23 protein-coding genes, 1 tRNA gene and 2 pseudogenes are annotated in these 25,107 nt (G+C 63.3%); 19 read left to right on the top strand and 7 right to left on the bottom strand.

Features of this window, described 5'->3' with window-relative positions; genetic code table 11:
• Positions 1–53: 53 nt before the first annotated feature.
• The 12 genes from ruvA to DM373_RS03995 all read left to right on the top strand — a co-directional run bounded on the left by ruvA (position 54) and on the right by DM373_RS03995 (position 8,828).
• Positions 54–671 carry a Holliday junction branch migration protein RuvA gene (ruvA, locus tag DM373_RS04050; RefSeq protein WP_110992343.1) on the top strand — a complete coding sequence of 206 codons (618 nt, stop codon included), beginning with the start codon at positions 54–56 and terminating at the stop codon, positions 669–671.
• Positions 668–1,714: a Holliday junction branch migration DNA helicase RuvB gene (ruvB, locus tag DM373_RS04045; protein ID WP_110992342.1), complete on the top strand. Its 1,047-nt coding sequence runs from the start codon at positions 668–670 to the stop codon at positions 1,712–1,714. The genes ruvA and ruvB overlap by 4 nt, the downstream gene beginning before the upstream one ends.
• 125 nt (positions 1,715–1,839) lie before the next feature.
• Positions 1,840–2,292 carry a tol-pal system-associated acyl-CoA thioesterase gene (gene ybgC, locus DM373_RS04040; protein WP_110992341.1) on the top strand — a complete coding sequence of 151 codons (453 nt, stop codon included), beginning with the start codon at positions 1,840–1,842 and terminating at the stop codon, positions 2,290–2,292.
• Positions 2,293–2,294: 2 nt separating this feature from the next.
• Entirely contained in the window at positions 2,295–2,990 is a 696-nt protein-coding gene (gene tolQ, locus DM373_RS04035) for a protein TolQ (RefSeq protein WP_110992340.1), read from the top strand.
• Positions 2,991–3,004: 14 nt separating this feature from the next.
• The gene (gene tolR / locus DM373_RS04030; RefSeq protein ID WP_110992339.1) at positions 3,005–3,457 is read left to right on the top strand and encodes a protein TolR; all 453 of its coding nucleotides are present in this window, start codon (positions 3,005–3,007) and stop codon (positions 3,455–3,457) included.
• Positions 3,457–4,533: a cell envelope integrity protein TolA gene (gene tolA / locus DM373_RS04025; protein WP_110992338.1), complete on the top strand. Its 1,077-nt coding sequence runs from the start codon at positions 3,457–3,459 to the stop codon at positions 4,531–4,533. Before tolR ends, tolA begins: the two co-directional genes overlap by 1 nt.
• Before the next feature lie 47 nt (positions 4,534–4,580).
• Positions 4,581–5,831 (top strand): Tol-Pal system beta propeller repeat protein TolB, encoded by a 1,251-nt coding sequence (gene tolB, locus DM373_RS04020; protein ID WP_244215036.1) that lies wholly within the window; start codon positions 4,581–4,583, stop codon positions 5,829–5,831.
• Positions 5,832–5,885: 54 nt separating this feature from the next.
• Entirely contained in the window at positions 5,886–6,383 is a 498-nt protein-coding gene (gene pal / locus DM373_RS04015) for a peptidoglycan-associated lipoprotein Pal (protein ID WP_008090230.1), read from the top strand.
• Positions 6,384–6,389: 6 nt separating this feature from the next.
• Positions 6,390–7,199 carry a tol-pal system protein YbgF gene (ybgF, locus tag DM373_RS04010; protein ID WP_110992336.1) on the top strand — a complete coding sequence of 270 codons (810 nt, stop codon included), beginning with the start codon at positions 6,390–6,392 and terminating at the stop codon, positions 7,197–7,199.
• A gap of 160 nt (positions 7,200–7,359) precedes the next feature.
• Positions 7,360–8,007 carry a 7-carboxy-7-deazaguanine synthase QueE gene (queE, locus tag DM373_RS04005; RefSeq protein ID WP_110992452.1) on the top strand — a complete coding sequence of 216 codons (648 nt, stop codon included), beginning with the start codon at positions 7,360–7,362 and terminating at the stop codon, positions 8,005–8,007.
• A 10-nt stretch (positions 8,008–8,017) separates the two neighbouring features.
• Positions 8,018–8,692 carry a 7-cyano-7-deazaguanine synthase QueC gene (gene queC, locus DM373_RS04000; protein ID WP_110992335.1) on the top strand — a complete coding sequence of 225 codons (675 nt, stop codon included), beginning with the start codon at positions 8,018–8,020 and terminating at the stop codon, positions 8,690–8,692.
• A gap of 60 nt (positions 8,693–8,752) precedes the next feature.
• Positions 8,753–8,828, top strand: a tRNA-Lys gene (locus DM373_RS03995).
• 143 nt (positions 8,829–8,971) lie between these two features.
• Here DM373_RS03995 and DM373_RS03990 read toward each other — a convergent pair.
• From DM373_RS03990 to DM373_RS03980, 4 genes and pseudogenes are all read right to left on the bottom strand, one after another.
• Positions 8,972–10,741, bottom strand: a complete 1,770-nt coding sequence (locus DM373_RS03990) for a phosphoethanolamine transferase CptA (RefSeq protein WP_279630454.1) — start codon at positions 10,739–10,741, stop codon at positions 8,972–8,974.
• A gap of 173 nt (positions 10,742–10,914) precedes the next feature.
• Positions 10,915–11,436, bottom strand: a pseudogene (locus DM373_RS29575) (methyl-accepting chemotaxis protein); the annotation flags it as partial.
• Positions 11,437–11,772: 336 nt separating this feature from the next.
• Positions 11,773–12,822 (bottom strand): annotated as a pseudogene (locus DM373_RS29570) (methyl-accepting chemotaxis protein); the annotation flags it as partial.
• A gap of 278 nt (positions 12,823–13,100) precedes the next feature.
• The gene (locus DM373_RS03980) at positions 13,101–14,453 is read right to left on the bottom strand and encodes an APC family permease (protein WP_110992332.1); all 1,353 of its coding nucleotides are present in this window, start codon (positions 14,451–14,453) and stop codon (positions 13,101–13,103) included.
• 525 nt (positions 14,454–14,978) lie between these two features.
• Here DM373_RS03980 and DM373_RS03975 point away from each other — a divergent pair.
• A complete protein-coding gene (locus DM373_RS03975) occupies positions 14,979–16,493 on the top strand; it encodes a YdgA family protein (RefSeq protein WP_110992331.1) in 1,515 nt (504 codons plus the stop codon).
• A gap of 277 nt (positions 16,494–16,770) precedes the next feature.
• Complete coding sequence (gene nadA, locus DM373_RS03970) at positions 16,771–17,829, top strand: quinolinate synthase NadA (RefSeq protein WP_110992330.1); 1,059 nt, start codon at positions 16,771–16,773, stop codon at positions 17,827–17,829.
• A 167-nt stretch (positions 17,830–17,996) separates the two neighbouring features.
• Here nadA and DM373_RS03965 read toward each other — a convergent pair whose 3' ends face one another.
• The gene (locus DM373_RS03965; protein WP_110992329.1) at positions 17,997–19,433 is read right to left on the bottom strand and encodes a M48 family metalloprotease; all 1,437 of its coding nucleotides are present in this window, start codon (positions 19,431–19,433) and stop codon (positions 17,997–17,999) included.
• A gap of 106 nt (positions 19,434–19,539) precedes the next feature.
• Here DM373_RS03965 and DM373_RS03960 point away from each other — a divergent pair, with 106 nt between their 5' ends.
• Both DM373_RS03960 and DM373_RS03955 read left to right on the top strand, forming a co-directional pair.
• The gene (locus DM373_RS03960; protein WP_110992328.1) at positions 19,540–19,779 is read left to right on the top strand and encodes a sulfurtransferase TusA family protein; all 240 of its coding nucleotides are present in this window, start codon (positions 19,540–19,542) and stop codon (positions 19,777–19,779) included.
• Positions 19,780–19,800: 21 nt separating this feature from the next.
• Positions 19,801–20,871: an AI-2E family transporter gene (locus DM373_RS03955; RefSeq protein ID WP_110992327.1), complete on the top strand. Its 1,071-nt coding sequence runs from the start codon at positions 19,801–19,803 to the stop codon at positions 20,869–20,871.
• Between the two features lie 133 nt (positions 20,872–21,004).
• Here the strand turns inward: DM373_RS03955 and DM373_RS03950 are convergent, their stop codons facing one another.
• Positions 21,005–21,478, bottom strand: coding sequence for a peroxiredoxin (locus tag DM373_RS03950; protein ID WP_110992326.1), 474 nt, complete (start codon positions 21,476–21,478; stop codon positions 21,005–21,007).
• Positions 21,479–21,488: 10 nt separating this feature from the next.
• On the bottom strand, positions 21,489–22,049 hold the full coding sequence (locus DM373_RS03945; RefSeq protein ID WP_110992325.1) for a glycine cleavage system transcriptional repressor: 561 nt from the start codon (positions 22,047–22,049) through the stop codon (positions 21,489–21,491).
• A gap of 260 nt (positions 22,050–22,309) precedes the next feature.
• Between DM373_RS03945 and dapA the strand changes: the two genes are divergently transcribed.
• The 3 genes from dapA to DM373_RS03930 are packed head-to-tail and all read left to right on the top strand — an operon-like array spanning position 22,310 to position 25,089.
• A complete protein-coding gene (dapA, locus tag DM373_RS03940; RefSeq protein ID WP_110992324.1) occupies positions 22,310–23,197 on the top strand; it encodes a 4-hydroxy-tetrahydrodipicolinate synthase in 888 nt (295 codons plus the stop codon).
• A gap of 17 nt (positions 23,198–23,214) precedes the next feature.
• A complete protein-coding gene (gene bamC / locus DM373_RS03935) occupies positions 23,215–24,330 on the top strand; it encodes an outer membrane protein assembly factor BamC (RefSeq protein WP_110992323.1) in 1,116 nt (371 codons plus the stop codon).
• A complete protein-coding gene (locus tag DM373_RS03930; RefSeq protein ID WP_110992322.1) occupies positions 24,331–25,089 on the top strand; it encodes an MBL fold metallo-hydrolase in 759 nt (252 codons plus the stop codon). It begins immediately after the preceding gene.
• Positions 25,090–25,107 lie beyond the last annotated feature (18 nt).

Raw genomic sequence — 25,107 nt, 5'->3', positions numbered from 1 at the left:
TGCTGATAGGGTTGTGCGGTTTCTGACCGGCGCCCCAGAGAAAGGATCGGAACGTGATTGGACGTTTGCGCGGCACCCTGGCGGAAAAACAGCCGCCGCACCTGATTGTCGACGTCAATGGCCTGGGCTACGAGCTCGAAGTGCCGATGACCACCCTTTATCGCCTGCCCAAGGTGGGGGAGGTCGTGACCCTGCATACCCACCAGGTGGTGCGTGAAGATGCCCACCTGTTGTACGGCTTCGCTGAAAAGCGCGAGCGTGAACTGTTCCGCGAGCTGATCCGGCTCAATGGCGTTGGCCCGAAGCTGGCGCTGGCGTTGATGTCCGGGCTTGAAGTCGACGATCTGGTGCGGTGCGTGCAAGCGCAGGACGCCGCCGTGCTGGTGCGCGTGCCGGGCGTCGGCAAGAAGACCGCCGAGCGCCTGCTGGTCGAGCTCAAGGACCGCTTCAAGGCCTGGGAAACCTCGCCGGCGATGTTCGCCCTGGTGTCCGACGGCCCACTGCCGGTGGCCAGCGTCAACACGGCCGAGGCGGACGCGGTCAGTGCGCTGGTGTCGCTGGGCTACAAGCCGCAGGAGGCCAGCAAGGCAATTTCCGCCATCGAAGGCAAGGCCAACCTCAGCAGTGAAGAACTGATCCGTCGCAGCCTCAAAGGGATGATTACCAAGTGATCGAGACCGACCGCCTGATTGCCGCCTCCGGACGCGACCGCGAAGAGGTCCAGGACCGCGCAATCCGTCCGCTGCGCCTGGAGGAATACATCGGCCAGCCGGTGGTGCGCGAGCAGATGGCGCTGTTCATCCAGGCTGCGCGCGGTCGCAACGAGTCCCTCGACCATACCCTGATCTTCGGCCCGCCCGGCCTGGGCAAGACCACCCTGGCCAATATCATCGCCCACGAAATGGGCGTGTCGGTCAAGAGCACCTCAGGGCCGATCCTCGAGCGCCCGGGCGACCTGGCGGCGATGCTCACCAATCTGGAACCGCACGATGTGCTGTTCATCGACGAAATTCACCGCTTGTCGCCGGTAGTCGAGGAAGTGCTGTATCCGGCCATGGAAGACTTCCAGCTGGACATCATGATCGGAGAAGGGCCGGCTGCACGCTCGATCAAGCTCGATCTGCCACCGTTCACCCTGGTCGGTGCCACCACCCGCGCTGGCATGCTGACCAACCCCCTGCGTGATCGTTTCGGTATCGTTCAGCGCCTGGAGTTCTACAGTGATCGGGACCTGGCGACCATCGTCAGCCGTTCGGCCGGCATTCTCGGATTGTCGATCGAGGATACCGGTGCGTTCGAGATCGCCCGCCGGGCGCGTGGTACCCCGCGCATTGCCAACCGCCTGTTGCGCCGCGTGCGTGACTACGCCGAGGTGCGCGGCAAGGGTGAAATCACCAAGGCCGTGGCGGACATGGCGCTCAACCTGCTGGACGTCGACGAGCGCGGTTTCGACCATTCCGACCGGCGTCTGTTGCTGACCATGATCGAGAAGTTCGACGGTGGCCCGGTGGGCGTGGACAACCTGGCCGCAGCGATCAGCGAAGAGCGCCATACCATTGAAGACGTGCTGGAGCCGTACCTCATCCAGCAAGGCTATATCATGCGCACCCCGCGAGGCCGCGTGGTGACTCGCCACGCCTACCTGCATTTCGGCCTGAACATTCCCGGGCGCTTCTGTGAGGGCGGGGAATATTCCGCCCAGGACGACGAATGACAGATCGAACCGGCGATTTCGTGGTCCTACCGCAGGCATGCCCACCAAACGCTGGCAATACGACATTAACCCGGCAAAAACAGTTGCCTGGGCGGATTGGCAAGTTCAGGAGTAAGCACTAGAGTATGCGCGCGCAAAATGGGCTGGAACCGTTCGCACACCGCTGTCGCGTCTATTACGAGGATACCGACGCGGGCGGGGTGGTGTACTACGTCAACTACCTCAAGTTCATGGAGCGAGCGCGTACCGAGCGCCTGCGTCACCTGGGCTTTTCCCAGGCGCAACTGGCGGGTGACAATCTTCTGTTCGTCGTGCACTCCAGCGAAGCGCGCTACCACGCGCCGGCGCGGCTGGACGACGAATTGCGGGTAACCGCGCAAGTGCTTGAATTGAATCGCGCCAGCCTGCGCTTCGTGCAGCAGGTATGGCGAATAAAGGATGAAGTGCTGCTCTGCGAAGGGCAGTTCCTTGTGGCCGCTGTGCGTGCCGACACTTTCAAGCCCCGGGCCATTCCCCCAGAACTGCGCGATGCGTTCCTGGCGGACGGTACGGGTACTCAATCCAACGCAGGAGAATAAGCGTGGAAGCAAACGTCGTCGACCATACCTCCATGTGGAGCCTGGTCGCCAATGCCAGCGTCGTGGTTCAGCTGGTAATGCTCACCCTGGTGGCCGCTTCGGTCATGTCCTGGATCATGATCTTCCAGCGCAGCACCATGCTGCGTGCCGGTCGTCGTGCCCTGGATGCCTTCGAGGAGCGCTTCTGGTCGGGTATCGACCTGTCCAAGCTGTACCGCCAGGCCGGCAGCAACCCGGACCCGGACTCGGGTGTCGAGCAGGTATTTCGTGCCGGTTTCAAGGAATTTTCGCGCCTGCGCCAGCAGCCGGGTGTCGACCCGGACGCCGTGATGGAAGGTGTTGGCCGTGCGATGCGCGTTGCCATTTCCCGTGAAGAAGAGAAGCTCGAGCAGAGCCTGCCGTTCCTCGCCACCGTCGGCTCCACCAGCCCGTACATCGGCCTGTTCGGTACCGTCTGGGGCATCATGAACTCGTTCCGCGGCCTGGCCAGCGCCCAGCAGGCGACCCTCGCCACCGTGGCCCCCGGTATCGCCGAGGCCCTGATTGCCACCGCGATCGGCCTGTTCGCCGCGATCCCGGCGGTCATCGCCTACAACCGCTTTGCCGCACGCAGTGAAGTACTGATTGGTCGTTACTACACCTTCGCCGACGAGTTCCAGGCGATCCTGCACCGCAAAGTACACACCAGCGAAGAGTGATCAGGTAGAAACCCATGGCCCGAGTTCGCCACAAACGCAAGCCGGTCGCCGAGATGAACGTGGTGCCCTACATCGACGTGATGCTGGTGCTGCTGGTCATCTTCATGGTGACCGCCCCCATGCTCAACCAGGGCGTGAAAGTAGACCTGCCCAAGGTGTCCAGCGAAGCCCTGCCGCAAGACAACAACGTGCAGATCCTGACCATCTCGATCAAGGCCGACAAGACTTACTTCTGGAACCTCGGCAGTGAAGTCGACACCGACAAGCAGATGGACAAGGCCATGACCTTGCCGGAAATGACCAGCGCGGTGACCAAGATCATTGCCGCCGGCCGCGACCAGGGCAAGCAGACCCAGGTCTTCATTCGTGGCGACAAGTCCGTCGACTACGGCGCGGTCATGGGTGCCATGGGCGGGTTGCAGAAGGCCGGTGTCGGTAACGTTGGCCTGATTACCGAGGCGCCCTGATGCAGCAGCGAGAGCCATCCGCCTCGGAAAGCTACTTCTGGCCCAGTGTCTGGGCCATTGGCCTGCATGTGCTGGTGTTCGGCATGCTGTTCGTCAGTTTTGCCATGACGCCTGAGCTGCCACCCTCCAAGCCGATCGTCCAGGCCACGCTCTACCAGCTCAAGTCCAAAAGCCAGGCGACCACCCAGACCAATCAGAAGATTGCCGGGGAAGCGAAGAAAACCGCGTCGCGTCAGACCGAGGTCGAGCAGCTGGAGCAGAAGAAGGTCGAGCAGGAAGCCGTGAAGGCTGCGGAACAAAAGAAAGCCGACGCTGCTCAAAAAGCTGAGGAAGCCCGCGAAGCCGCCGAGGCCAAGAAAGCCGAAGAGGCCGCCAAGGCGACCGAGCAGAAGAAAGCCGCAGAAGCCAAGAAAGCCGAAGAGGCGAAGAGGGCGGCTGAAAAACAGCAGGCCGACATCGCCAAGAAGAAGGCTGAAGAAGAAGCGAAAAAGCAGGCCGAAGAAGAGGCCAAGAAACAAGCAGCGGAAGAGGCGAAGAAGAAAGCCGCCGAAGACGCGAAGAAAAAAGCAGCCGAGGACGCCAAGAAGAAAGCGGCGGCCGAGGAAGCCAAGAAGAAGGCAGCTGAAGAGGCCAAGAAAAAGGCCGCTGCAGACGCCCAGAAGAAAAAAGCACAGGAAGCGGCCCGCAAATCGGCGGAAGACAAGAAGGCTCAGGCACTTGCCGAGCTGTTGTCCGACACTACCGAGCGCCAGCAGGCGCTGGCCGATGAGCAGGGTGACCAGGTGGCCGGCGATTTCGACGACCTGATCCGTATGCGAGCAGCCGAAGGCTGGGCGCGTCCGCCCTCTGCGCGCAAAGGCATGACGGTAGTTCTGCAGATCAACATGTTGCCGGACGGTACCCTCACCAACGTGAGCGTGGCCAAGTCCAGCGGCGACGGTCCGTTCGACAGCTCGGCCGTGGCCGCGGTGAAGAACATTGGTCGGTTGACCGAGATGCAGGGCTTGAAGCCGAACGAATTCAATCCGTATCGTTCATTCAAGATGACATTTACACCTGAGGATCTAGCGTTGTGATTAAACGTCTGAGAGGACTCCTGGTCTTGCTCTGCTGCGTGGCAGGCATGGCCATGGCGGAGGAAAAGAACATCCTGGTCACCAGCGGTAGCGACCGGGCAACCCCAATCGCGGTCGTGCCCTTCGGCGTGCAGGGCGGCAGCGTGCTGCCCGAGGACATGGCCGATATCATTGGCAATGACCTGCGCAACTCCGGCTACTATTCGCCGATTCCGAAGCAGAACATGATCAGCCAGCCCACCCAGGCCAGCGAAGTCATCTTCCGCGACTGGAAAGCACTGGGCGCGCAGTACGTCATGGTCGGCAGCATCGCGCCTGCCGGTGGCCGCCTGCAGGTCAGCTATGCGCTGTTCAACGTCGCCACCGAGCAGCAAGTGCTGACCGGTAGCGTCGCGGGCGGTGTCGATCAGCTGCGTGACATGTCCCACTACATCGCCGACCAGTCGTTCGAGAAGCTCACCGGCATCAAGGGTGCGTTCTCTACCCGCATGCTGTACGTGACCGCCGAGCGTTTCTCGACCAACAACACCCGTTACACCCTGCAGCGTTCGGACTACGACGGCGCCCGCGCGGTCACCCTGCTGCAGTCGCGCGAGCCGATCCTGTCGCCGCGCTTCGCCCCGGATGGCAAACGCATCGCCTACGTGTCGTTCGAGCAGAAGCGTCCTCGCATCTTCGTCCAGCACATCGATACCGGCCGCCGCGAGCAGGTCACCAACTTCGAAGGCCTGAACGGCGCGCCTGCCTGGTCGCCCGACGGTACTCGCCTGGCGTTCGTGTTGTCGAAAGACGGCAACCCGGACATCTATGTAATGAACGTCGCCTCGCGTCAGATCAGCCGTGTCACCGCCGGCCCCGGTATCAATACCGAGCCGTTCTGGGGCAAGGATGGCAACACCCTTTACTTCACTTCCGACCGTGGCGGCAAGCCGCAGATCTACAAACAGTCGGTGAGTGGCGGTGGTGCCGAGCGAGTAACTTTCGTGGGCAACTACAACGCCAACCCGAAACTGTCGGCGGATGAAAAGACCCTGGTGATGATCCATCGCCAACAAGGTTTCACCAACTTCAAAGTGGCTGCCCAGGATCTGCAACGCGGAAGTGTAAAGATTCTCACCGAGACCAGTCTTGATGAGTCTCCCACTGTTGCGCCAAACGGCACCATGCTAATCTACGCCACCCGCCAGCAGGGCCGGGGAGTCTTGATGCTCGTGTCGCTTAACGGCCGCGTGAGGCTCCCGCTTCCTACCGCTCAAGGCGAAGTCAGAGAACCGTCCTGGTCCCCTTACCTGAACTGATTGCGGCGTAACACGTTTTGCTTAACACATTGGGGTTTCATTAGGAGTTTCAAGATGGAAATGCTGAAGTTTGGTAAATTTGCTGCGCTGGCTCTGGCCATGGCCGTAGCTGTAGGTTGCTCCTCGAAAGGCGGTGACAACGCTGGTGAAGGCGCTGTTGATCCGAACGCTGGCTACGGTGCCAACACTGGCGCTGTTGACGGCTCCCTGAGCGAAGAAGCCGCCCTGCGCGCAATCACCACCTTCTACTTCGAATACGACAGCTCGGACCTGAAGCCAGAAGCCATGCGCGCTCTGGACGTTCACGCCAAGGACCTGAAGTCCAACGGCAACCGCGTTGTCCTGGAAGGCAACACCGACGAGCGCGGCACCCGCGAGTACAACATGGCTCTGGGTGAGCGTCGTGCCAAGGCCGTTCAGCGCTACCTGGTTCTGCAGGGCGTTTCCCCTGCTCAGCTGGAACTGGTCTCCTACGGCGAAGAGCGTCCAGTTGCCACCGGCAACGACGAGCAGTCCTGGGCTCAGAACCGTCGCGTAGAACTGCGTAAGTAAGTTCCTATGCGTATGTGCCGCCGTGTAGTAACCGTCCTCGCACTCAGCCTGCCGCTTTCGGCGTGGGCTGCGGTTCCCGTAGTAGATGACAACGCAGGTGGCTTGCCACCCGCGGGTTATGGCACGAGCGGCGCCTATGCCGGAGCAGGGGCTTCGGCCCCTGCTTCTGCAAACGGCCAGCTGTTCATGCAGCTGCAGCAGATGCAGGACCAGCTTTCCCGCCAGCAAGGCATCATCGAAGAGCTGCAGAACGATGTGTCGCGCATGAAGCAGGAAAACCTCGAGCGCTATCAGGAACTGGACCGCCGCATCGGCAGCGGAACGGCACCTGCCGCGACTCCCGATAATTCCTCCACCGGTGGTGCGAACAACGCAGCCACGGGTGCCGCCGCCGGCGCCAGCGCCGCGCAGCCACCGGCCGCCAGCAGCGAGCCGGGTGATCCGGCGAAAGAGAAGCTCTATTACGACGCCGCTTTCGACCTGATCAAGCAGAAGGACTTCGACAAGGCCAGCCAGGCCTTCAACGCCTTCCTGCGCAAATACCCCAACAGCCAGTACGCCGGTAACGCGCAATACTGGCTGGGCGAGGTGAACCTCGCCAAAGGCGACCTGCAGGGTGCCAGCCAGGCCTTTGCCAAGGTTAGCCAGCTGTATCCGGAGCACAGCAAGGTGCCGGATTCGCTCTACAAGCTGGCCGACGTCGAGCGCCGTCTGGGCCACACCGACAAGGTCAAAGGCATTTTGCAGAAGGTGGTCACTGACTACCCTAAAACCACCGCCGCCAAACTGGCTGAGCGTGACCTGCAAAAGCTCTGAGTCAATGCTTCATGAAGAAACCCGCGCCTGTCGCGGGTTTTTTCGTTAGAATCACTGCCCTTTTTTCGTAAACACGCTGCTGCGGATAACGCCATGTCGAGTCCGCGACAGTGCCTGACGGAGGCGGACAGCCTGTTCAGCTGTCACGCCCGTGGCGATCATGCAAGACACATTACGCATCACCGAAGTCTTTTACTCGTTGCAGGGTGAAACGCGAACGGCTGGGCTGCCCACGGTATTCGTGCGCCTGACCGGTTGCCCCCTGCGCTGCCAGTACTGCGACAGCGCCTATGCCTTTACCGGCGGCAGCATCCGTACTCTCGATTCGCTCCTCGAGCAGGTGGCCGGCTTCAAGCCGCGCTATGTCTGCGTCACCGGCGGCGAGCCTCTGGCCCAGCCTAATGCGCTGCCGCTGCTGCGCAGCCTGTGCGATGCCGGTTACGAGGTTTCGCTGGAAACCAGCGGCGCTCTCGATATCAGCGGCGTCGATACCCGGGTCAGCCGCGTGGTCGACCTGAAGACGCCAGGTTCCGAAGAGTCGCACCGTAACCGCTACGAGAACATCGAGCTGCTGACCCGCAACGATCAGGTCAAGTTCGTTATCTGCTCGCGCGAAGACTACGACTGGGCGGTCTCCAAACTGATCCAGTACAACCTGGCCGAGCGTGCCGGCGAGGTGCTGTTCTCGCCCAGCCACCATCAGGTGAAAGCCTGCGACCTGGCTGACTGGATCGTCGCCGACAACCTGCCCGTGCGTTTCCAGCTGCAGTTGCACAAGCTGCTGTGGAACGACGAACCTGGACGCTGAGAGAAAAGACATGACTGAAAAACGCGCGGTAATCCTGCTTTCTGGTGGCCTCGATTCGGCCACTGTGGTGGCCATGGCCAAGGCTGAAGGCTACGCCTGCTACACCATGAGCTTCGACTATGGCCAGCGCCATCGTGCCGAGCTCGAGGCCGCGGCGCGGGTCGCCCGTGACCTGGGCGTGGTCGAGCACAAGGTGATTGGCCTGAACCTGAACGGCATCGGCGGCTCGGCCCTGACCGACAGCAGCATTGACGTGCCGGAAGCGCCAAGCGAAGGCATCCCGGTGACCTACGTGCCGGCGCGCAACACCGTGTTCCTCTCGCTGGCGCTCGGCTGGGCCGAAGTGCTTCAGGGGCGTGACATTTTCATTGGCGTCAATGCGGTGGACTACTCCGGTTACCCGGACTGCCGCCCCGAGTTCGTCGAGGCCTTCGAGCGCATGGCCAACCTGGCCACCAAGGCCGGGGTCGAAGGGCAGGGTTTTCGTATCCAGGCGCCGCTGCAGAACCTGAGCAAGGCGCAGATTGTCCAGGCCGGTATCGCTCGCGGTGTGGACTACAGCCTGACCGTGTCCTGCTATCAGGCCGATGACGATGGGCGCGCCTGTGGCAAGTGCGACAGCTGCCGCCTGCGGGCCGATGGCTTCAGTGCAGCCGGTGTAGCGGACCCAACCCGTTATTTTTAAAAAAATGCGTATAGGGTGTTGATTTCCCCTGAGAAATCAGTAATATACGCGCCATCCAACGGGTCGTTAGCTCAGTTGGTAGAGCAGTTGGCTTTTAACCAATTGGTCGTAGGTTCGAATCCTACACGACCCACCATATTGCAGTACGAAAAGCCCGCCTTCATGGCGGGCTTTTTCGTTTCCGCTGCCGGGAGAGAGCTCTCCCTATCGCCCTGGCAACAACAAAAAAGCCGGTACCTGATCGCTCGGGTATCGGCTTTTTGATGGGCGTTGTCTCTGTCAGCCTTTACCAGGCTTTACCTCGTTGCTGGATGCAGTGCTTTGCTCGTGTTGCACCTTGCTGTCGGGCAGTTGGTCGAACTCACGCAGGCCGTTCTTGACGTAGGGGTTGCCGATCCAGCGCGGGCTGGGGCTGAACTGCGTGCTCACCAGGCTCTTGGCGGGCTCGTAGCGGTCGTAGCTCAGCCCGGCCAGGTCGGACAGGGTGTGGATCAGGTGCGAGCTGCTGTAAGGGCGCGAGGCCATCGCCTGCAGGTCTCGTGGGTGGCTGGCCTGCCAGCTTGGCGAGGTCCAGAGCAGGAAGGGGATGGTGTACATCGGTCGGGTCGGGTCGCCCTCGTTGCGCCCCAGGCGATCGTGCTGGCCGGAGCTGTAGACATCCTCGCCATGGTCGGAGAGGTACAGCAAAAAGCCGTTCGGCGTGGTGGCCGCGTACCGTTTGATCAGGCTCGACACCACGTAGTCGTTGTAGCGCACCGCGTTGTCATAGAAGTTGTAGGTTTGCACCTTGTCCGGCGACAGCGCCGCCGGGGCGCCGGCATTGTCCTTGAAATGCTCGTAATCTGCCGGATAGCGGTAACGGTAATCCATGTGGGTGCCGAGCAGGTGGATGATGATGAACTTCTTCTGCGTCGGGTCCTGCAGCGCTTTTTCGAAGGGGGCGAGTACCACGTCGTCGTACTGGCTGGCGTTCTGGTTGCGCTGGTTGTTCAGGTACACCTGCTCGTCCGTCTGCTGAGAGAAGGTGGTGAGCATGGTGTTGCGCTTGGTCATGGTCTGCTGGTTGGTGATCCAGAAGGTCTTGTAGCCCGCCTGCTTCATCAAGTTGATCAGCGACGGATCGGTCAGGAAACGGTCCGGGTTCTCTTCGTCACCGAAGGTGAGGATCTGCTGCATCACTTCGATGGTGTAGGGGCGCGGCGACACCACGTTGCGGAACACCGTCAGGCCCTTGTCGCTGGCGGCCAGGGCGTCGAGGTTCGGCGTGGTGTCGCGGTTGTAGCCATACAGGTGCATGTGTTCGCGGGTGGTGGACTCGCCCAGCACCAGCACCAGGGTGCGCGGTGTGTCGCCGTTGCTGTCCGCCAGGTTCTGCAGCGGCGGCAGGGCGGCATTCTTTTGCAGCAGTTCCTGCATGTTGTCGAGCTGCTGGCGATATTGCCGGTAGCCCACCACCAACTGCCAGGGTACCGCCGGCTCCATGCGCTGTTCGACCTTCTCCCGGGCTTCGGCAAAGGTGCGTTGCTGGGTGACAAGCTGTTTGTAGAACGGCAGGACCAGCAGCGACACCAGCAGCAAGGCCACCACGGGGATGCGGCTGCGCAGAGGCAGGGTAACCGGGCGAATGCGGGTCCACAGCAGCACCGCAACCGCCGTGTACAGCAGCAGTGCCAGGCACAGCGAAACACTGAAGTACTGGCTGAAGTACTCGCCGGCCTCGGCGGTGTTCGATTCGAACATCACGAAGATCACGCTCTGCGAGAACTCCTGATGGTAGATGCCGAAGTAACTCAGGCCCACCAGCGAGCTGGCCCACAACACCAGGCCGATGACGGCCGCAAGCCCGCGGGTCAGGCGTGGCAGCAACAGTACCGGCGCCAGCCACAGGCTGCTGAGGATGAAGGCGTCGCGAAACCCGGCGAAACCGGTGGTGCCGCTGAACAGCAACAGCGCCTGGGTGACGCCGGAGAAATACCAGAAAAACAGCAGGAGCCAGCCGAGGCCTGCCCAGTCCATGTTTTTTTTTGCGGTTGGGGATGGGGTGGTCACGTGCGCCTCAGGAGCCAGATAGCCGCCATCAGGCTGGCGGCTGCTTAAAGGAGGCGACGCTAGAGGAGGCGAAGTGAAAAGATCGTCAACAAGAGATGAAAGGCTCGCGAAACATCCGGTGACAGTTGTCAGGGCCGCCATGCGGCCCCGAAATGCCGAGTGCGCAGCCGTTCCTAGACGCGGAATTGCTCCATCAAGGCCTGTTGCTGGTTGGCCAGCCGGTTAAGCGCCTGGCTGATTCGTGCCGACTCATCGGCCTGCCCGGCCAACGATTCGGTCACATCGCGAATCCCCGCGACATTGCGGTTCACTTCCTCGGCCACTGCGCTCTGCTGCTCGGCGGCGGAGGCGATCTGCAGGTTCATGTCGGTGATCACCGTTACCGCCTGGTCGATGCGTTGCAGGGCGGGCAGGGTCTGTTCCATCTGCGCGGCGCTCTCGCGGGCCTGGCGCTGGCCACCGTGCATGGCACCCACGACATCCTGGGTGCCCTGCTGCAGGCCTTCGATCACCTGGCGAATTTCCTCCACCGATACCTGGGTGCGCTGCGCCAGGCTGCGCACTTCGTCGGCGACCACCGCAAAGCCGCGCCCGGCCTCGCCGGCGCGGGCGGCCTCGATGGCGGCATTGAGTGCCAGCAGGTTGGTCTGCTCGGCAATGGCGCGGATCACCTCGAGCACCGAGCCGATCTGCTCGCCACGGCTTTCCAGCGAGCGCGCCTGCTCCATGGCTGCATCCATGCCGCTGGCCAACTGGTCGATGGCCTGGCGAGTGGCCGCGACCAAGGCCAGGCCTTCGCGGGTGGCCTGGTCGGCGCCGCGTGCGGCCTGGGCGGCTTGCGCGGCGTTATGGGCGACGTCCTGGGCGGTGGCGCTCATTTCGTTGGCGGCGGTGGCCACCTGTTCGATTTCCCGGTGTTGCTGCTGCATGCCGGTGCTGGTCTGGCTGGCGATCAGCGATGACTGGTCGGCGGTGCCGCGGGCTTCCTGCACCGAGCCTTTGAGCTGGGCGATCACTGGCTGCAGTTTGTCCAGGAAGCGGTTGAACCAGCCGGTCAATTGCCCCAGTTCGTCGTCGCGGGCGTAGTCCAGGCGCCGGGTCAGGTCGCCTTCGCCGCTGGCGATGTCCTTCAGGCGCGCGGCCACCGCCAGGATCGGCCGAGTCACGCCGCGGGCGGTCAGCCACACCAGCAGCAGGCCCAGTACGGCAGCGCCCAGGCCGATCAGCAGGCTGGTCAGGTTGGCGCGCTGGTTGTGATCGTCCAGGCGCTGGTTGAGGGCGACCGCCGGCGCTTGCAGCACGCTCTCCGGCAGCTCCAGCAGCACCTGCCAGGGCGCGGCGCCAGGGATCGGGGTGAAGGGGCGCGAGATGCGCATCATGCCGCCATCCAGGCGTTCGACCGGCTGGCCGGCGCGCAGGGGGCCGGCAAAGGCGCTGGCGGCGCTGCCGAAGGCCTGCTCCACGGTCTTGCTCAGTTGCCGGGCGTCCTGGCTATGGCCGGCCAACAGCCCGACTGGGCTGACGATGCTCACCTGGCCCTGGCCGTCGAACAGTTCCTGGCGCCCGGCCAGGGCCAGCTGCTGCAGGTTGTCCAGGCCGATGTCCAGGCCGATCACGCCAACCACCTTGCCGCCTTCGAGCAGCGGCAGGGCAATGCTGGTCATCAGCACCTTCTGGCCGTTGATCTCGTCGAAGTACGGGTCGAGCACGCAGGCCTTGGCGGTTTCAAGCGGGCAGGTCAGCCAGCGGTTGTAGGGGGAGCCGTTGGCGCCAATGCTGGTGTCGGCGAGCATCGACTCGGGCATGGCCTCGGTTTCCAGCGCGCCGGGGCTGCTTTGCGACCAGTACAGCGAGAAGCGCCCGCTGTCGTTGCTGCCGGCATCGGCCTGGCCGACGAACTGGGCATCGCGCTGGTCCAGGGCATTGGGCTGGAACACCAGGTACAGGCCGATCAGATCGGGGTTGCCGGCCAGTGCGGCGCGGGCTTCGTGGTTGAGCTGGTTGCGCAGGTCGGCGCCGCCCCGGGCCTTGAGCGCCTGCACCAGGCGGGCGAAACCGTTGCCGTACTGGTAGGCGTCCATGAAGTAGCGCTGGATGCGCAGCGCCTGGGTCTCGCCGTGGGCCTGCAGGCGCTGGCGGGCGCTGCGGTCGAGCAGCTCGGTGTTGGCCTGGAACACCTGCTCGGCGTTGCGCCGGGCCTGGGTGAGCGAGGTGGCCACCAGCAGGGCGACGATGGCCAGCAGGCACAGGCCGGCAAGCAGGGTGATCTTCCACTGGATGGAGAGGCGGCGCAGCGACATGGGCTTTTCCTTCTCGATCAAAACAGAACGCCCGCGGTCAGGCGGGCGTCGGGTGTGGTTCATTCAGCGATGTAGTTCGGTGGTGCAACCCGGAAGGCCTTGGTCAGCCAGCCCAGGTACAGCACGCCAAGTGCCGCCCAGACTCCGCCGAACAACAACGAGTGTTCATTCAGGTCCAGCCACAGCGAAACGATGATGCAGAAGCCGATGGTCGGCAGCACCAGGTACTTCATCTTGTTGGCCAGCCCCTGGCGGTTGCCCTCGCGCAGGTAGCAGTGGTTGATCACCGAGAGGTTGACGAAGCTGAATGCCACCAGCGCGCCGAAGTTGATGATCGATGTGGCGGTGACCAGGTCGAAGAAGATCGCCGACAGCGCCACCAGGCCGACAATCGCGATGTTCAGCACCGGGGTCTTGTAGCGCGAGTGCAGGCGGGCGAACACGCTGGCCGGGATCACCTTGTCGCGGCCCATCACGTACAGCAGGCGCGACACGCTGGTCTGCGACGCCAGGCCCGAGGCGATGGTGTTGATCACCGTGCAGGCGATGAACACCGACTGGAACAGCTTGCCGCCGACATACAGGGCGATTTCCGGCAGCGCCGCTTCCTGGTCGTGGAAGCGCTGCATGGTCGGGAAGTAGGCCTGGATGAAGTACGACACGCCGATGAACACCACGCCGCCGATCAGCGCGGTGAGGAAGATCGCCAGCGGGATGGTCTTGCCAGGATTGCGGGTTTCTTCCGACAGGCAGGTGACCGCGTCGAAGCCCAGGAACGAGAAGCACAGGATGGTCGCACCCGCGGCCAAGGCGGCGAACTGGGTCTGCTCGTCGCCGAACGGCACCAGGCTCCACGCGGTGCCCAGGCCCTCTCCTTGATCCAGGCCACGCACGCAAAGGTAGACGAACACGCTCATGATCGCCACCTGGACGAGCACGAACAGCAGGTTGAAATGCGCCACCAGGTTGATGCTGCGCATGTTGATCAGGCTGATCACGGTGACGAAGCCGGCCACCCACATCCATGCCGGCACCTCGGGGAACATCGCCGACAGGTACAGCTTGGCCAGCAGTGCGTTGACCATGGGCAGCAGCAGGTAGTCCAGCAGCGACGACCAGCCCACCAGGAAGCCCACGTGCGGGTTGATCGCGCGTTGGGTGTAGGTGTAGGCCGAACCGGACTGCGGGAAACGTCGTACCAGGGTGCCATAACTCACCGCGGTGAACAGGATGCCCGCCAGCGCCAGGATATAGGCACTGGGCACGTGCCCGGCGGTGATGCCGGAGACGATGCCAAAGGTGTCGAACACGGTCATCGGGGTGAGGTAGGCCAGGCCGATGATCACCACGTGCCAGAGGCGCAGGGATTTACGGAACTGGCCGTTGCCGGTGGCGCGGTGGTCAGGCTGCATGCGCGCGGTACTCCTGGCGTTGGACGGCAGGCACGGCGTGCGGCGGGCACGGCAAGGTCGAGCGGGTGGGCTCCATGTTGTTCACCTTTTATGTTGGAGCTGCGAAGTGCGCGGAGAGGGCGCGGGTGTCAGGGCTGGAAGCGCCGGGACGAGGAAGGCGGCGCGTGCGGGCAGGGGCGTTTGGGCATGATGGCGGCGCGATTGTTCTTCTTCGTGGAATGGGCGCTTGCAAGGTGGGTGAAATAAAAAACGATGGTCATTAGGGTGTCAAGTTAAACATGACAGACTGACTGGTCATGTTGTTTTTTATCTACATCGAAAGGGTTTTTCGGCCTTTTTTTGGCGCTTTACCTGTTTTGTGCGGATTTTCGTGTCTATAAATATTTACGACAAGACGGGCGGTGGTACGGCGCTTCGCCTGTGCGTGTGCTACTGCCGTGCCATGCGTTTACCCCGACAGTGGTATTCTGCGCGTCCTCGCGTACCTCCACGCGCAGCCCTTATGGACAGCAATCGGTTCTATTCATGAAGAAATCAGCAAGCATCCTTTCCGGCCTGGCCGTCGCCATCGCCGTCGCAACCACCGCTGGCGCCTGGTACACCGGCAAACAGCTGCCGGCGGAGCTGGAGCGCTCCATCACGCAGGGTAACCAAGAGCTGAAGAAGGCCCTGGTCGGCACTGGCGGCAGCATGACCATCGAACTGGCTTCGCTGGAGCAGCATTTCTTCACCAGCACGGCGCACTACCGCCTCAAGGCCAAGGACATCCAACTGGGCGAGGTCGAGAAGCTGAACTTCGACGTCGGCGTGGTCGACCAGATCGAGCACGGCCCGTTCCCCTGGTCGCGGGTCAAGGCATTCAAGCTGATGCCGGTGATGGCCACCAGCAACAGCGCACTGGAAAAGGACGACTTCACCGCGCCGTGGTTCGCTGCGGCGGGTGACAAAGCGCCCGTCAGCGGCCAAGTCAGCCTGGGCTATGGCGGCACGGTCGAAAGCGATATCCGCCTGGCGCCGGTCAAGCTCGAGCAGGATGGCGAAAAGGTCCTGGACTTCTCCGGCATGCAATTGCTGGTGAGCGGTGACCGCGAGGGCAAGGCTGCCGAAATTCACGCCAATGCCGACCGTCTGGAGCTGAATTTCGCCGATGCGCAAGAGACGCCGGTGAAGATCCTGCTCAGCGGCTTCAAGGTTGGCGGCAAGCTCAGCCAGACCGCCCACGACATGATTTACGTCGGTAACATCGACCTGGCCCTGGCTGATACCCAGATCACCAGCGGTGCCGATCAGCAAGTGCTGGTGCTCAAGGGGCTGCAGCAGAACAACCTGTACAGCGCCGAAGGCGAAGCCAAGGACAAGCTGTCTGGGCGCCTGGAGTACAAGGTGGCCGACATCAGCTATGCCGGGCGCAAGGTGGGCAGCGGCGAGATGGTCTTCACCATGAAGTCCATCGACATTCCGGCCATGCAGGCACTGATGGAGTGGTACCAGACCAAGATGCCGCAGGTTCAGCAGGCGGCCGCCGAAGGGCAGGCGTTGCCGTCGCTCGACATGACGCCTGAAGAACAGGCCAAGGTCCAGGGCGATCTGCAAAAGATGCTTGCCGGCAAGCCGCAGTTGGCACTGGAAAAACTGTCGTTCAAGACTGCCAACGGCGAGAGCCACTTCAGCCTGGCAATGGACTTCGCCAACCCGACCTCGTTCGACCTGCCGCCTGATCAGTTGGGCAAGCAGTTGGTCAGCAGCCTGCACAGCAAGCTGAGCGTGTCCAAGCCGATGGTCGGTGACCTGGCCACCCTGCAGGCACTGCTGGGTGGCGAGACCGACGCGCAGGCCATCGCCCAGCAATCCAGCCAGGCGGGTGAAATGGTCGGCATGATGGCAGTGCAGAGCGGCATGGCCACGGTGCAGGGCACTGACGTCGTTTCGAGCCTGAAGTATGCCGATGGCATGGTCGACTTCAACGGCAAGAAGATGACCGTCGAAGAGTTCGCCATGCTGATCAGCAGCCACCTGGCGGCCCTGCAGCCTCAGGGCTGATCGCAGGTTCCAGGCCCATTTCGCGGGGCAAGCCCGCTCCCACGTTGGCTCTAGCGTGGGAGCGGGCTTGCCCCGCGATTGCATTCAGAGCCGCCACGCAAAAACCCCTTTTGCATCGCTCCGATTGCCTGTAGCCTTCGCCGTCCGATAATAATCCGCGCCCGCAGAGGGGCCGCGAGGGCCCGCCCAGCTGGCCGTCCGGCACCGCTAGCCGATCTGTCAGGGCCGGGTGATACACTCGATTGACGCGCGTACGCGCCCTGCAGGTCCTGCGATCATGACCCAGATTTCCGAACGCCTGTTGGTACAGGCCCACCTTGACGCCAAGCAGCCCCACCCGCTGACGCCCGCGCAGGAGGCCGAGTACCGTGCGGCCATCGCCGCCGAGCTGAAGAAGCAAAATGCCGTGCTGGTCGCCCATTACTATTGCGATCCGGTGATCCAGGCCCTGGCCGAGGAGACCGGCGGTTGCGTGTCCGACTCGCTGGAAATGGCCCGCTTCGGCAAGAATCACCCCGCTGACACGGTGATCGTGGCCGGGGTGCGCTTCATGGGCGAGACGGCGAAAATTCTCACCCCGGAAAAGCGCGTGCTGATGCCGACCCTGGAAGCCACTTGCTCGCTTGACCTGGGCTGCCCGGTCAAGGAGTTCTCGGACTTCTGCGACCAGCACCCCGAGCGCACCGTGGTGGTGTACGCCAACACTTCTGCCGCAGTGAAGGCGCGGGCCGACTGGGTAGTGACCTCCAGCTGCGCACTGGAAATCGTCGAAAGCCTGATGGACAACGGCGAGACCATCATCTGGGGCCCGGACCAGCATCTGGGCCGCTACATCCAGAAGCAGACCGGCGCCGACATGCTGCTGTGGGACGGTGCCTGCATCGTCCACGAAGAATTCAAGTCGCGCCAATTGGCCGACATGAAGGCGCTGTACCCGGACGCGGCGATCCTGGTTCACCCGGAGTCGCCGGAAGCGGTGATCGAGCTGGCCGACGCGGTGGGTTCCACCAGCCAGCTGATCAAGGCTGCGCAGACCCTGCCGAACAAGACGTACATTGTCGCGACCGACCGTGGCATCTTCTACAAGATGCAGCAGTTGTGCCCGGACAAGGAATTCGTCGAAGCCCCCACCGCCGGCAACGGCGCGGCCTGCCGCAGTTGCGCGCACTGCCCGTGGATGGCCATGAATACCCTTGAGCGTGTGCTGGATTGCCTGCGCACGGGCAGTAACGAGATCTTCGTCGAGCCGACGCTGATCCCCAAGGCGATCAAGCCGCTCAACCGCATGCTCGATTTCACCCAGGCGGCGCGCTTGAAGTTGTCGGGCAACGCCTGAAGCTGCTTGCAAGGCCCTTGTAGGAGCGGCCTTGCGCCGCGAAAGGGCCGCATGGCGGCCCCGGCGATTTGAGTAGCGAAGCTGAGATCTGGGGCCGCTTCGCGCCCCTTTCGCGGCGCAAGGCCGCTCCTACAGGGATCGAATAACCTTCAGGCCTGCGGTTGGCGCTAACGCCCCATCATGTCCTTGACCATGCGCTGCTGTTCCATGATCTCGCGCTGGCGCTGGTCGATCTGCGAGGCCAGTGGGAAGTTGCTGCCCGAACGGCGCTTGGCGTAGTCGAGCTGCTGGATCGCCTGGTCGAAGTCGCCGACCAGGGTGAAGTACTCGGCGCGGGCGCGGTGCAGGCCGATGGTGTTGCCGGAAAGGCCGCGCACTTCGGCAACGTCGTACCACACGTCCGGATCGTCCGGGCGGCTCTTGACCAGATCATCCAGCACTTTCTCCGCCTCGGCCGGCTTGCCCTGCTTGACCAGCAGGTCGGCGCGCACCTGTTTCAGCGGGTAGTTGCCAGGGTACAGCGCCTGCAGGCGCTGGGCGCGCTGCTGGGCGTCGGCCAGGCGGTTGTTGGTGATGTCCAGGTCGATCTGCGCCAGGTTGTAGGTAATGTCGTTGGGCGCCTTGGCCAGCAGCGGCTTGAGGCTTTCCCGCGCTTCGTTGAGCTGGCCGCCCTTGATCTGTGCCAGCGCCAGGCCATAGCGCGCGGCGTCCATTTGCGGGTTCTCATCAAGCTGGGCGCGGAAGCGCTTGGCGGCCAGGCCCGGGGTGCCTTCGTAGGTGAGCTGCACGCGGGCGCGGATCAACTGGTAGCGCAGGCTGTCCTCGACGCCACCCGCTGGCGCCTGCTCGGCGCGGTTGCGGGTGTCGGCCACCCGGGATTCGGTGACCGGGTGGGTCAGGAGGAATTCCGGCGGTTTGGCGTCGTAGCGGTACTGGCGCGCCAGGCGCTCGAACATGTTGGGCATGTTGCGCGGATCGTAGCCGGCCTTTTCGAGGTTCTGGATGCCGATGCGGTCGGCCTCCTGCTCGTTCTGCCGGGAGAAGCGCCGCTGTTCCTGGATCGCCGCCGCCTGGGTGCCGGCAATCACGCCGATGCCGGCGTCGCCGCCACCCCCCGCCGCCAGCACGATGCCCGCCAGCAGCGCCGCCATCATCGGCAGTTGCATGCGCTGCTGGGCTTCGACGCCACGGGCGAAGTGGCGCTGCGACAAGTGCGCCAGTTCGTGGGCCAGTACCGAGGCGTACTCGCCTTCGGTCTGGGCATTGAGGAACAATCCGCCGTTGACCCCGACGATACCGCCGGGTGCGGCGAAGGCGTTGAGTTCCTTGCTGTCGATGAGGATGAATTCCAGGCGCCGGTCCTGCACCTGGCTGGTCTCTGCCAGCTTGTACACGCTGGTCTCGACGAAATCCTTGAGTTGCGGGTCGTTCAGCTGGTTGACGTTGCCACGCAGCAGGCTCAGCCAGGCGCGCCCGAGCTGGTGCTCCTGTTGTGGCGAAACGATCGCGGAACTGGCATCGCCCAGTGACGGCAGGTCGTCGGCGTGGCCGGGCAGGGCCATCAGGCAGGCCAGCGTCAGCAGGGTGGGGCGCAGTAGATTCATGCACAAGCTCGCGTCGGTCAAAAGCCTTACTGTAGCCGGGTCGCACGATGCCGACCAGTGGCGGTATCCTAGTGCTCTTTTTGCCCTGCCTGTGGAGACGCGCCCGATGAGCGACACCCTGACCTGCGACGCCGAACTCGACGCCAGCGGGCTGAACTGCCCCTTGCCGCTGCTCAAGGCGAAGATGGAGCTCAATCGCCTGGCCAGTGGCGCGGTGCTTAAGGTGATCGCCACCGACGCAGGCTCGCAACGCGACTTTCGCACTTTTGCCCGGCTTGCCGGTCATACGCTGCTGCACGAAACGGCCGAGGCCGGGGTGTATACGTACTGGCTGCGCAAGGCCTGAGTTTTCTTTCAAGGATCGGCAATGATCAAAGTGCTACGCGACTGGATGCAGCGCTACTTCTCCGATGAGGAGGCAGTGGTGCTGGCGGTCCTGCTGTTCCTGGCCTTCACCGTGGTGCTGACGTTGGGCGGGATGCTCGCGCCGGTGCTGGCGGGCATGGTCCTGGCTTTCCTGATGCAGGGGCTGGTCAACGCCCTGGAGCGCTTCAAGGTGCCGACACGGCTGGCGGTGTGGCTGGTGTTCGCGCTGTTCATGGGCGCCCTGGCGGTGTTCATGCTGGTGCTGGTGCCGTTGCTCTGGCATCAGTTGATCACCCTGTTCAATGAACTGCCCGGCATGTTAGGCAAGTGGCAGTCGCTGTTGCTGCTGCTGCCCGAGCGCTACCCGCACCTGGTGTCGGACGAGCAGGTGCTGCGCGCCATCGAGTCGGTGCGCGGTGAAATCGGCAAGTTCGGCCAGTGGGCGCTGACCTTCTCGTTGTCGAGCCTGCCGCTGCTGGTCAATGCGATGATCTACCTGGTGCTGGTGCCGATCCTGGTGTTCTTCTTCCTCAAGGACCGCGAACTGATCGGCCGCTGGGTCAGTGGCTACCTGCCACGCGAGCGCGCGCTGCTCAACCGGGTGGGCGACGAGATGAACCGGCAGATTGCCAACTACATCCGCGGCAAGGGCATCGAGATCCTGATCTGTGGTGTCGCCACCTATATCGCCTTCATCAGCCTGGGGCTCAACTACGCCGCACTGCTGGCGCTGCTGGTGGGGCTGTCGGTGGTGGTGCCGTACGTGGGGGCGGTGGTGGTGACCGTGCCGGTGACCTTGATCGCGCTGTTCCAGTGGGGCTGGGGGGATCAGTTCATCTACCTGATGGCGGTGTACGCGATCATCCAGGCGCTCGATGGCAATGTGCTGGTGCCGCTGCTGTTCTCCGAGGCGGTGAGCCTGCACCCGGTGGCGATCATCTGCGCGGTGCTGCTGTTTGGCGGGTTGTGGGGCTTCTGGGGGATCTTCTTCGCGATCCCGCTGGCGACGCTGTTCAAGGCGGTGCTGGATGCGTGGCCGCGACAGGACGCATCGGTCGCGCCGATGCTCTAGGGGTTACTCGCGGGAGCGGGCTTCGTGGGAGCGGCGGTGCGCCGCTGCGACCTGCCCCGCGATAGCGTCTGCCCAGGCAACAGGTGCGGCCTCGCTGGCGTCATCGCGGGGCAAGCCCGCTCCCACAGAGGTATCAGGCCTTGTTCAAGGCCTCGGCTGCCGCGAGCACGGCATCCACATGCCCCGGCACCTTCACTCCACGCCATTCCTGGCGCAGCACACCGTCCTTGTCGATCAGGAAGGTGCTGCGGTCGACACCCAGGTACTCCTTGCCATACAGCTTCTTCAGCTTGATCACGTCGAACAGCTGGCACAGCGCCTCGTCCTTGTCGCTGATCAGCTCGAAGGGGAAGGCTTGCTTGGCCTTGAAGTTCTCGTGCGACTTGATGCCATCGCGCGATACGCCGAACACCACGGTATTGGCGGCCTGGAACGCCGCGTACTGGTCGCGGAAACCCTGGCCTTCGGTGGTGCAGCCCGGGGTGCTGTCCTTGGGGTAGAAATACAGCACCACCTGCTGGCCCTTGAGCTGGGCGAGGCTGACGGTCTGGCCGCTGGTGGCCTGGACCTGGAAATCGGCAACGGGTTGGTCGAGTGCTACGGCCATGAGGGCTTCCTTAGACAGGGTTCTGTGGGCGCCACGGTTCGATCAGCGCGTCCAGATTGAGGGCGTCGGCGAAGTCCAGGAACTGGTCGCGCAGCCAGCTGATCTGGGTGCCGGCCGGCAGGATCACGGTGAACTGGGCATTGAGCATGCTGCTGCCGGTCTGCGGGGCCAGGTAGGTGTCGCAGGTCATCGCGTCCAGCTCGACGCGGTGGTCGAGGAAGAACTGGCACAGCTCGTTGATGATGTCCGGGCGATAGGCGGCGCTGACATAGGCCACATAAGGCAGGGCCTGTGGGCGCACTTCCTGCTCGGCACTGCGCACCACGTCCAGGGTCAGGCCGTGCTTCTTGGCCAGGCCCGGCAGCGTGGTCTCGAGGCGCGCCAAGGCGTCCCAGCTACCGCCGACCTGCAATACCAGGGCGCTGGTTTCGCCGTGGCGGCTCAGGCGCGAGGTGACGACCGCGCAGCGGTTTTCGAAAGCTGCGCGGCTCAGAACATTGGCCAGCTCCATCGGGTTGGGGCCCAGGGCGCTGATGACGAGGAATTGTTCGCGAACGGTGGGGGTGGACATGCAGCATTCCTAAAGCGATGAGCGGTCGGTACAGGACGGGACAAGCCTGCTGTTTGCGTGGGGGCACGGCCACGGTTTCATGGCGATGAACACAGGCCGGGAGCACTGTCGACGGCCCGGCGGGCCGCGCTGTACCGATCAAAGGATCAAGGGTAGCGAAAAGCGGCGCGAAGGGGAATGCTCCGCCCGCCTGCTTCGCTTGTGCAAGGCCGATGCCCCCAGTACCATTACCGCTCTCTTTTTCCGGCAGGAGCAGTTACATGATTGCGGGCAGTATGGTGGCATTGGTCACACCCATGGATGCACAAGGGCGTCTTGATTGGGGCAGCCTCGACAAACTTGTAGACTTCCACCTGGAAAATGGCACCCACGCGATCGTCGCCGTCGGCACCACCGGTGAGTCGGCCACCCTGGATGTAGAAGAACACATCCTGGTCATCAAGCACGTGGTCGAGCGCGTCAAGCACAGCAAGAAGCGCATCCCGGTCATTGCCGGCACCGGTGCCAACTCCACTGCCGAAGCCGTTCACCTCACGCAGAACGCCAAGAACGCCGGCGCCGATGCCTGCCTGCTGGTAGTCCCGTACTACAACAAGCCGACCCAGGAAGGCCTGTACCAGCACTTCAAGCACATCGCCGAAGCCGTCGACATCCCGCAGATCCTCTACAACGTACCCGGCCGCACGTCCTGCGACATGCAGGCCGACACCGTGATCCGCCTGTCGAAGGTCAAGAACATCATCGGCATCAAGGAAGCCACCGGCGACCTGGTGCGCGCCAAGGCTATCCTCGACGGCGTTGACAGCGACTTCATCGTCCTGTCCGGCGATGACCCGACTGCCGTCGAACTGATCCTGATGGGTGGCAAGGGCAACATCTCCGTTACCGCCAACGTCGCCCCGCGCGAAATGGCCGACCTGTGCGAGGCCGCCCTTGAGGGCAATGCCGAGAAGGCCCGCGCGATCAACGAAAAACTCATGCCGCTGCACAAAGACCTGTTCTGCGAAGCCAACCCGATCCCGGTGAAGTGGGCGCTCGTTGAAATGGGCCTGATGCACAAAGGTATCCGCCTGCCGCTGACCTGGCTGAGCGACAGCTGTCACGAAAAAGTCCGTACTGCCTTGCGCCAGTCCGGCGTACTGGTTTAATCGAGGAAGTACACCGCATGAAGCGACTGGCTGGTCTTTCCACCCTTGCCCTGATCATCTCCAGCACCAGCGGTTGTGGCTGGCTGTGGGGCGAGGATGGCTATTTCCGCGACCGCGGCAGCGATTACCTGCAGGCGCAACCCACCGCGCCGATGCAACTGCCGCCGGACGCCAGCAACGTCAAGCGCATGGACCCGCTGCTGCCGATCCCGCGCAACGTTGCCGACGATCACGCCACCGGCGAGTTCGAAGTGCCGCGCCCGCAACCGCTGTCGGCTACCGCCGACATCAGCGATTTCAGCCTGCAGCGCAGTGGCAGCAGCCGCTGGGTGCTGGCCCAGCGCTCGCCGGCCGAAGTCTGGCCGGTGACTCACCAGTTCTTCGAAGACAACGGCTTCCGCATTGCCGAAGAGCGCCCGCAAACCGGCGAATTCAGCACCAGCTGGCAGCGTTTCGACGAGCTCTCCGCGTCGCTCGGCCAGCGTCTGGCCAGCGCCTCCAGCAGCTCCGACAGCGAAGTCCGGGTGCGCGTGCGCATGGAACCTGGCGTGCAGCGCAACACCTCGGAAGTGTATGTGGTCAGCGTCGAGCGCCCGGCAGGCAGCACCGCCGAGCCCGAGTTCCCGTCCACTTCGAGCAACACTGGCGCCGACGCGCTGCTGGTCGACGAGATGCTCGCGAGCATGAACCGCAACGCCGAGAAGGGCGGTTCGGTGTCGCTGCTGGCCGCGCGTGATTTTGATGCGCCGAGCCAGGTCAGCCTCAGCGAGGACGGCAGCGGCAACCCGGTGCTGTACCTGGGCTCCGACCTCGACCGTGCCTGGTCCGGCGTGGGCCGTGCCCTGGAGCAGGGCGAGTGGCGCGTCGAGGACATCAACCGCAGCCTGGGCCTGTACTACATCAACCTGTCGGAAAAACCGGACGACAAGCAGAAGGAGCCTGGCTTCCTCAGCCGTCTGTTCGGCAGCGAACCGAGCAAGGAAGAGCGTGAGGCTCGCGCCGAACGTTACCAGGTACGCCTGAGCAAGGTCGGTGAAAACGTCCAGGTCACCGTCGAGAAGAACATCAATACCGTGGCCCCGGCCGATGTGGCCCGCCGCGTGCTGAGCGCAATCCAGGACCGTCTGGGCTAAGTGCGTTTCGCGGTTCTTGGAAGCGGTAGCCAGGGAAACGGCACGCTGATCGCCAGTGGTGACACGCTCATCCTGGTCGATTGCGGCTTCTCGCTACGGGAAACCGAGCGGCGCCTGGCGCTGCTCGGGGTGTCGGCCACGCAACTGAGCGCGGTGCTGGTCACCCACGAACACGCCGACCATGTGCATGGGGTGGGTTTGCTGGCGCGTCGCTACAATGTACCGGTCTACATGAGCCAGGGCACTTTGCGTGGCCTGCGCAAACCGGTTGAAGTAGCGGGGTTTCTCAGCTGTGGCGATACACTGCAGGTCGGCGAGCTGCAGGTCAGCGCCGCACGGGTCGAGCATGATGCCTACGAGCCACTGCAGTACGTGATCAGCGATGGTCGCCGGCGCTTCGGCATGCTGACCGACCTTGGCAGTTACGACATGTACCTGCTGGAGCGTTACCAGGCCCTCGACGCCCTGCTGATCGAGGCCAACCACTGCCGTGACCTGTTGGCACGCGGGCACTACCCGCAGTTTCTCAAGCGACGGGTCGGCGGCAGCCAAGGACATCTGAACAACCACCAGGCCGCAAGCCTGGTGGCCGAGTTGGGCTGGCAGAACCTTCAGCACCTGGTGCTGGCCCACCTCAGCAGCAAGAACAACCAGCCACACCTGGCCCGCCAGTGCTTCGTCGACGCCCTCGGGTGCGACCCGGACTGGCTCCAGGTGGCCAATCAAGACCATGGGCTCGACTGGCGCCTGATCGCCTAGCCCACCTACTCAAGCAAG

Source organism: Pseudomonas sichuanensis, assembly GCF_003231305.1.
Lineage (GTDB): Bacteria > Pseudomonadota > Gammaproteobacteria > Pseudomonadales > Pseudomonadaceae > Aquipseudomonas > Aquipseudomonas sichuanensis.
The sequence above is the reverse complement of the archived record's forward strand: the minus strand, read 5'-3'. Positions and strand labels throughout refer to the sequence as shown.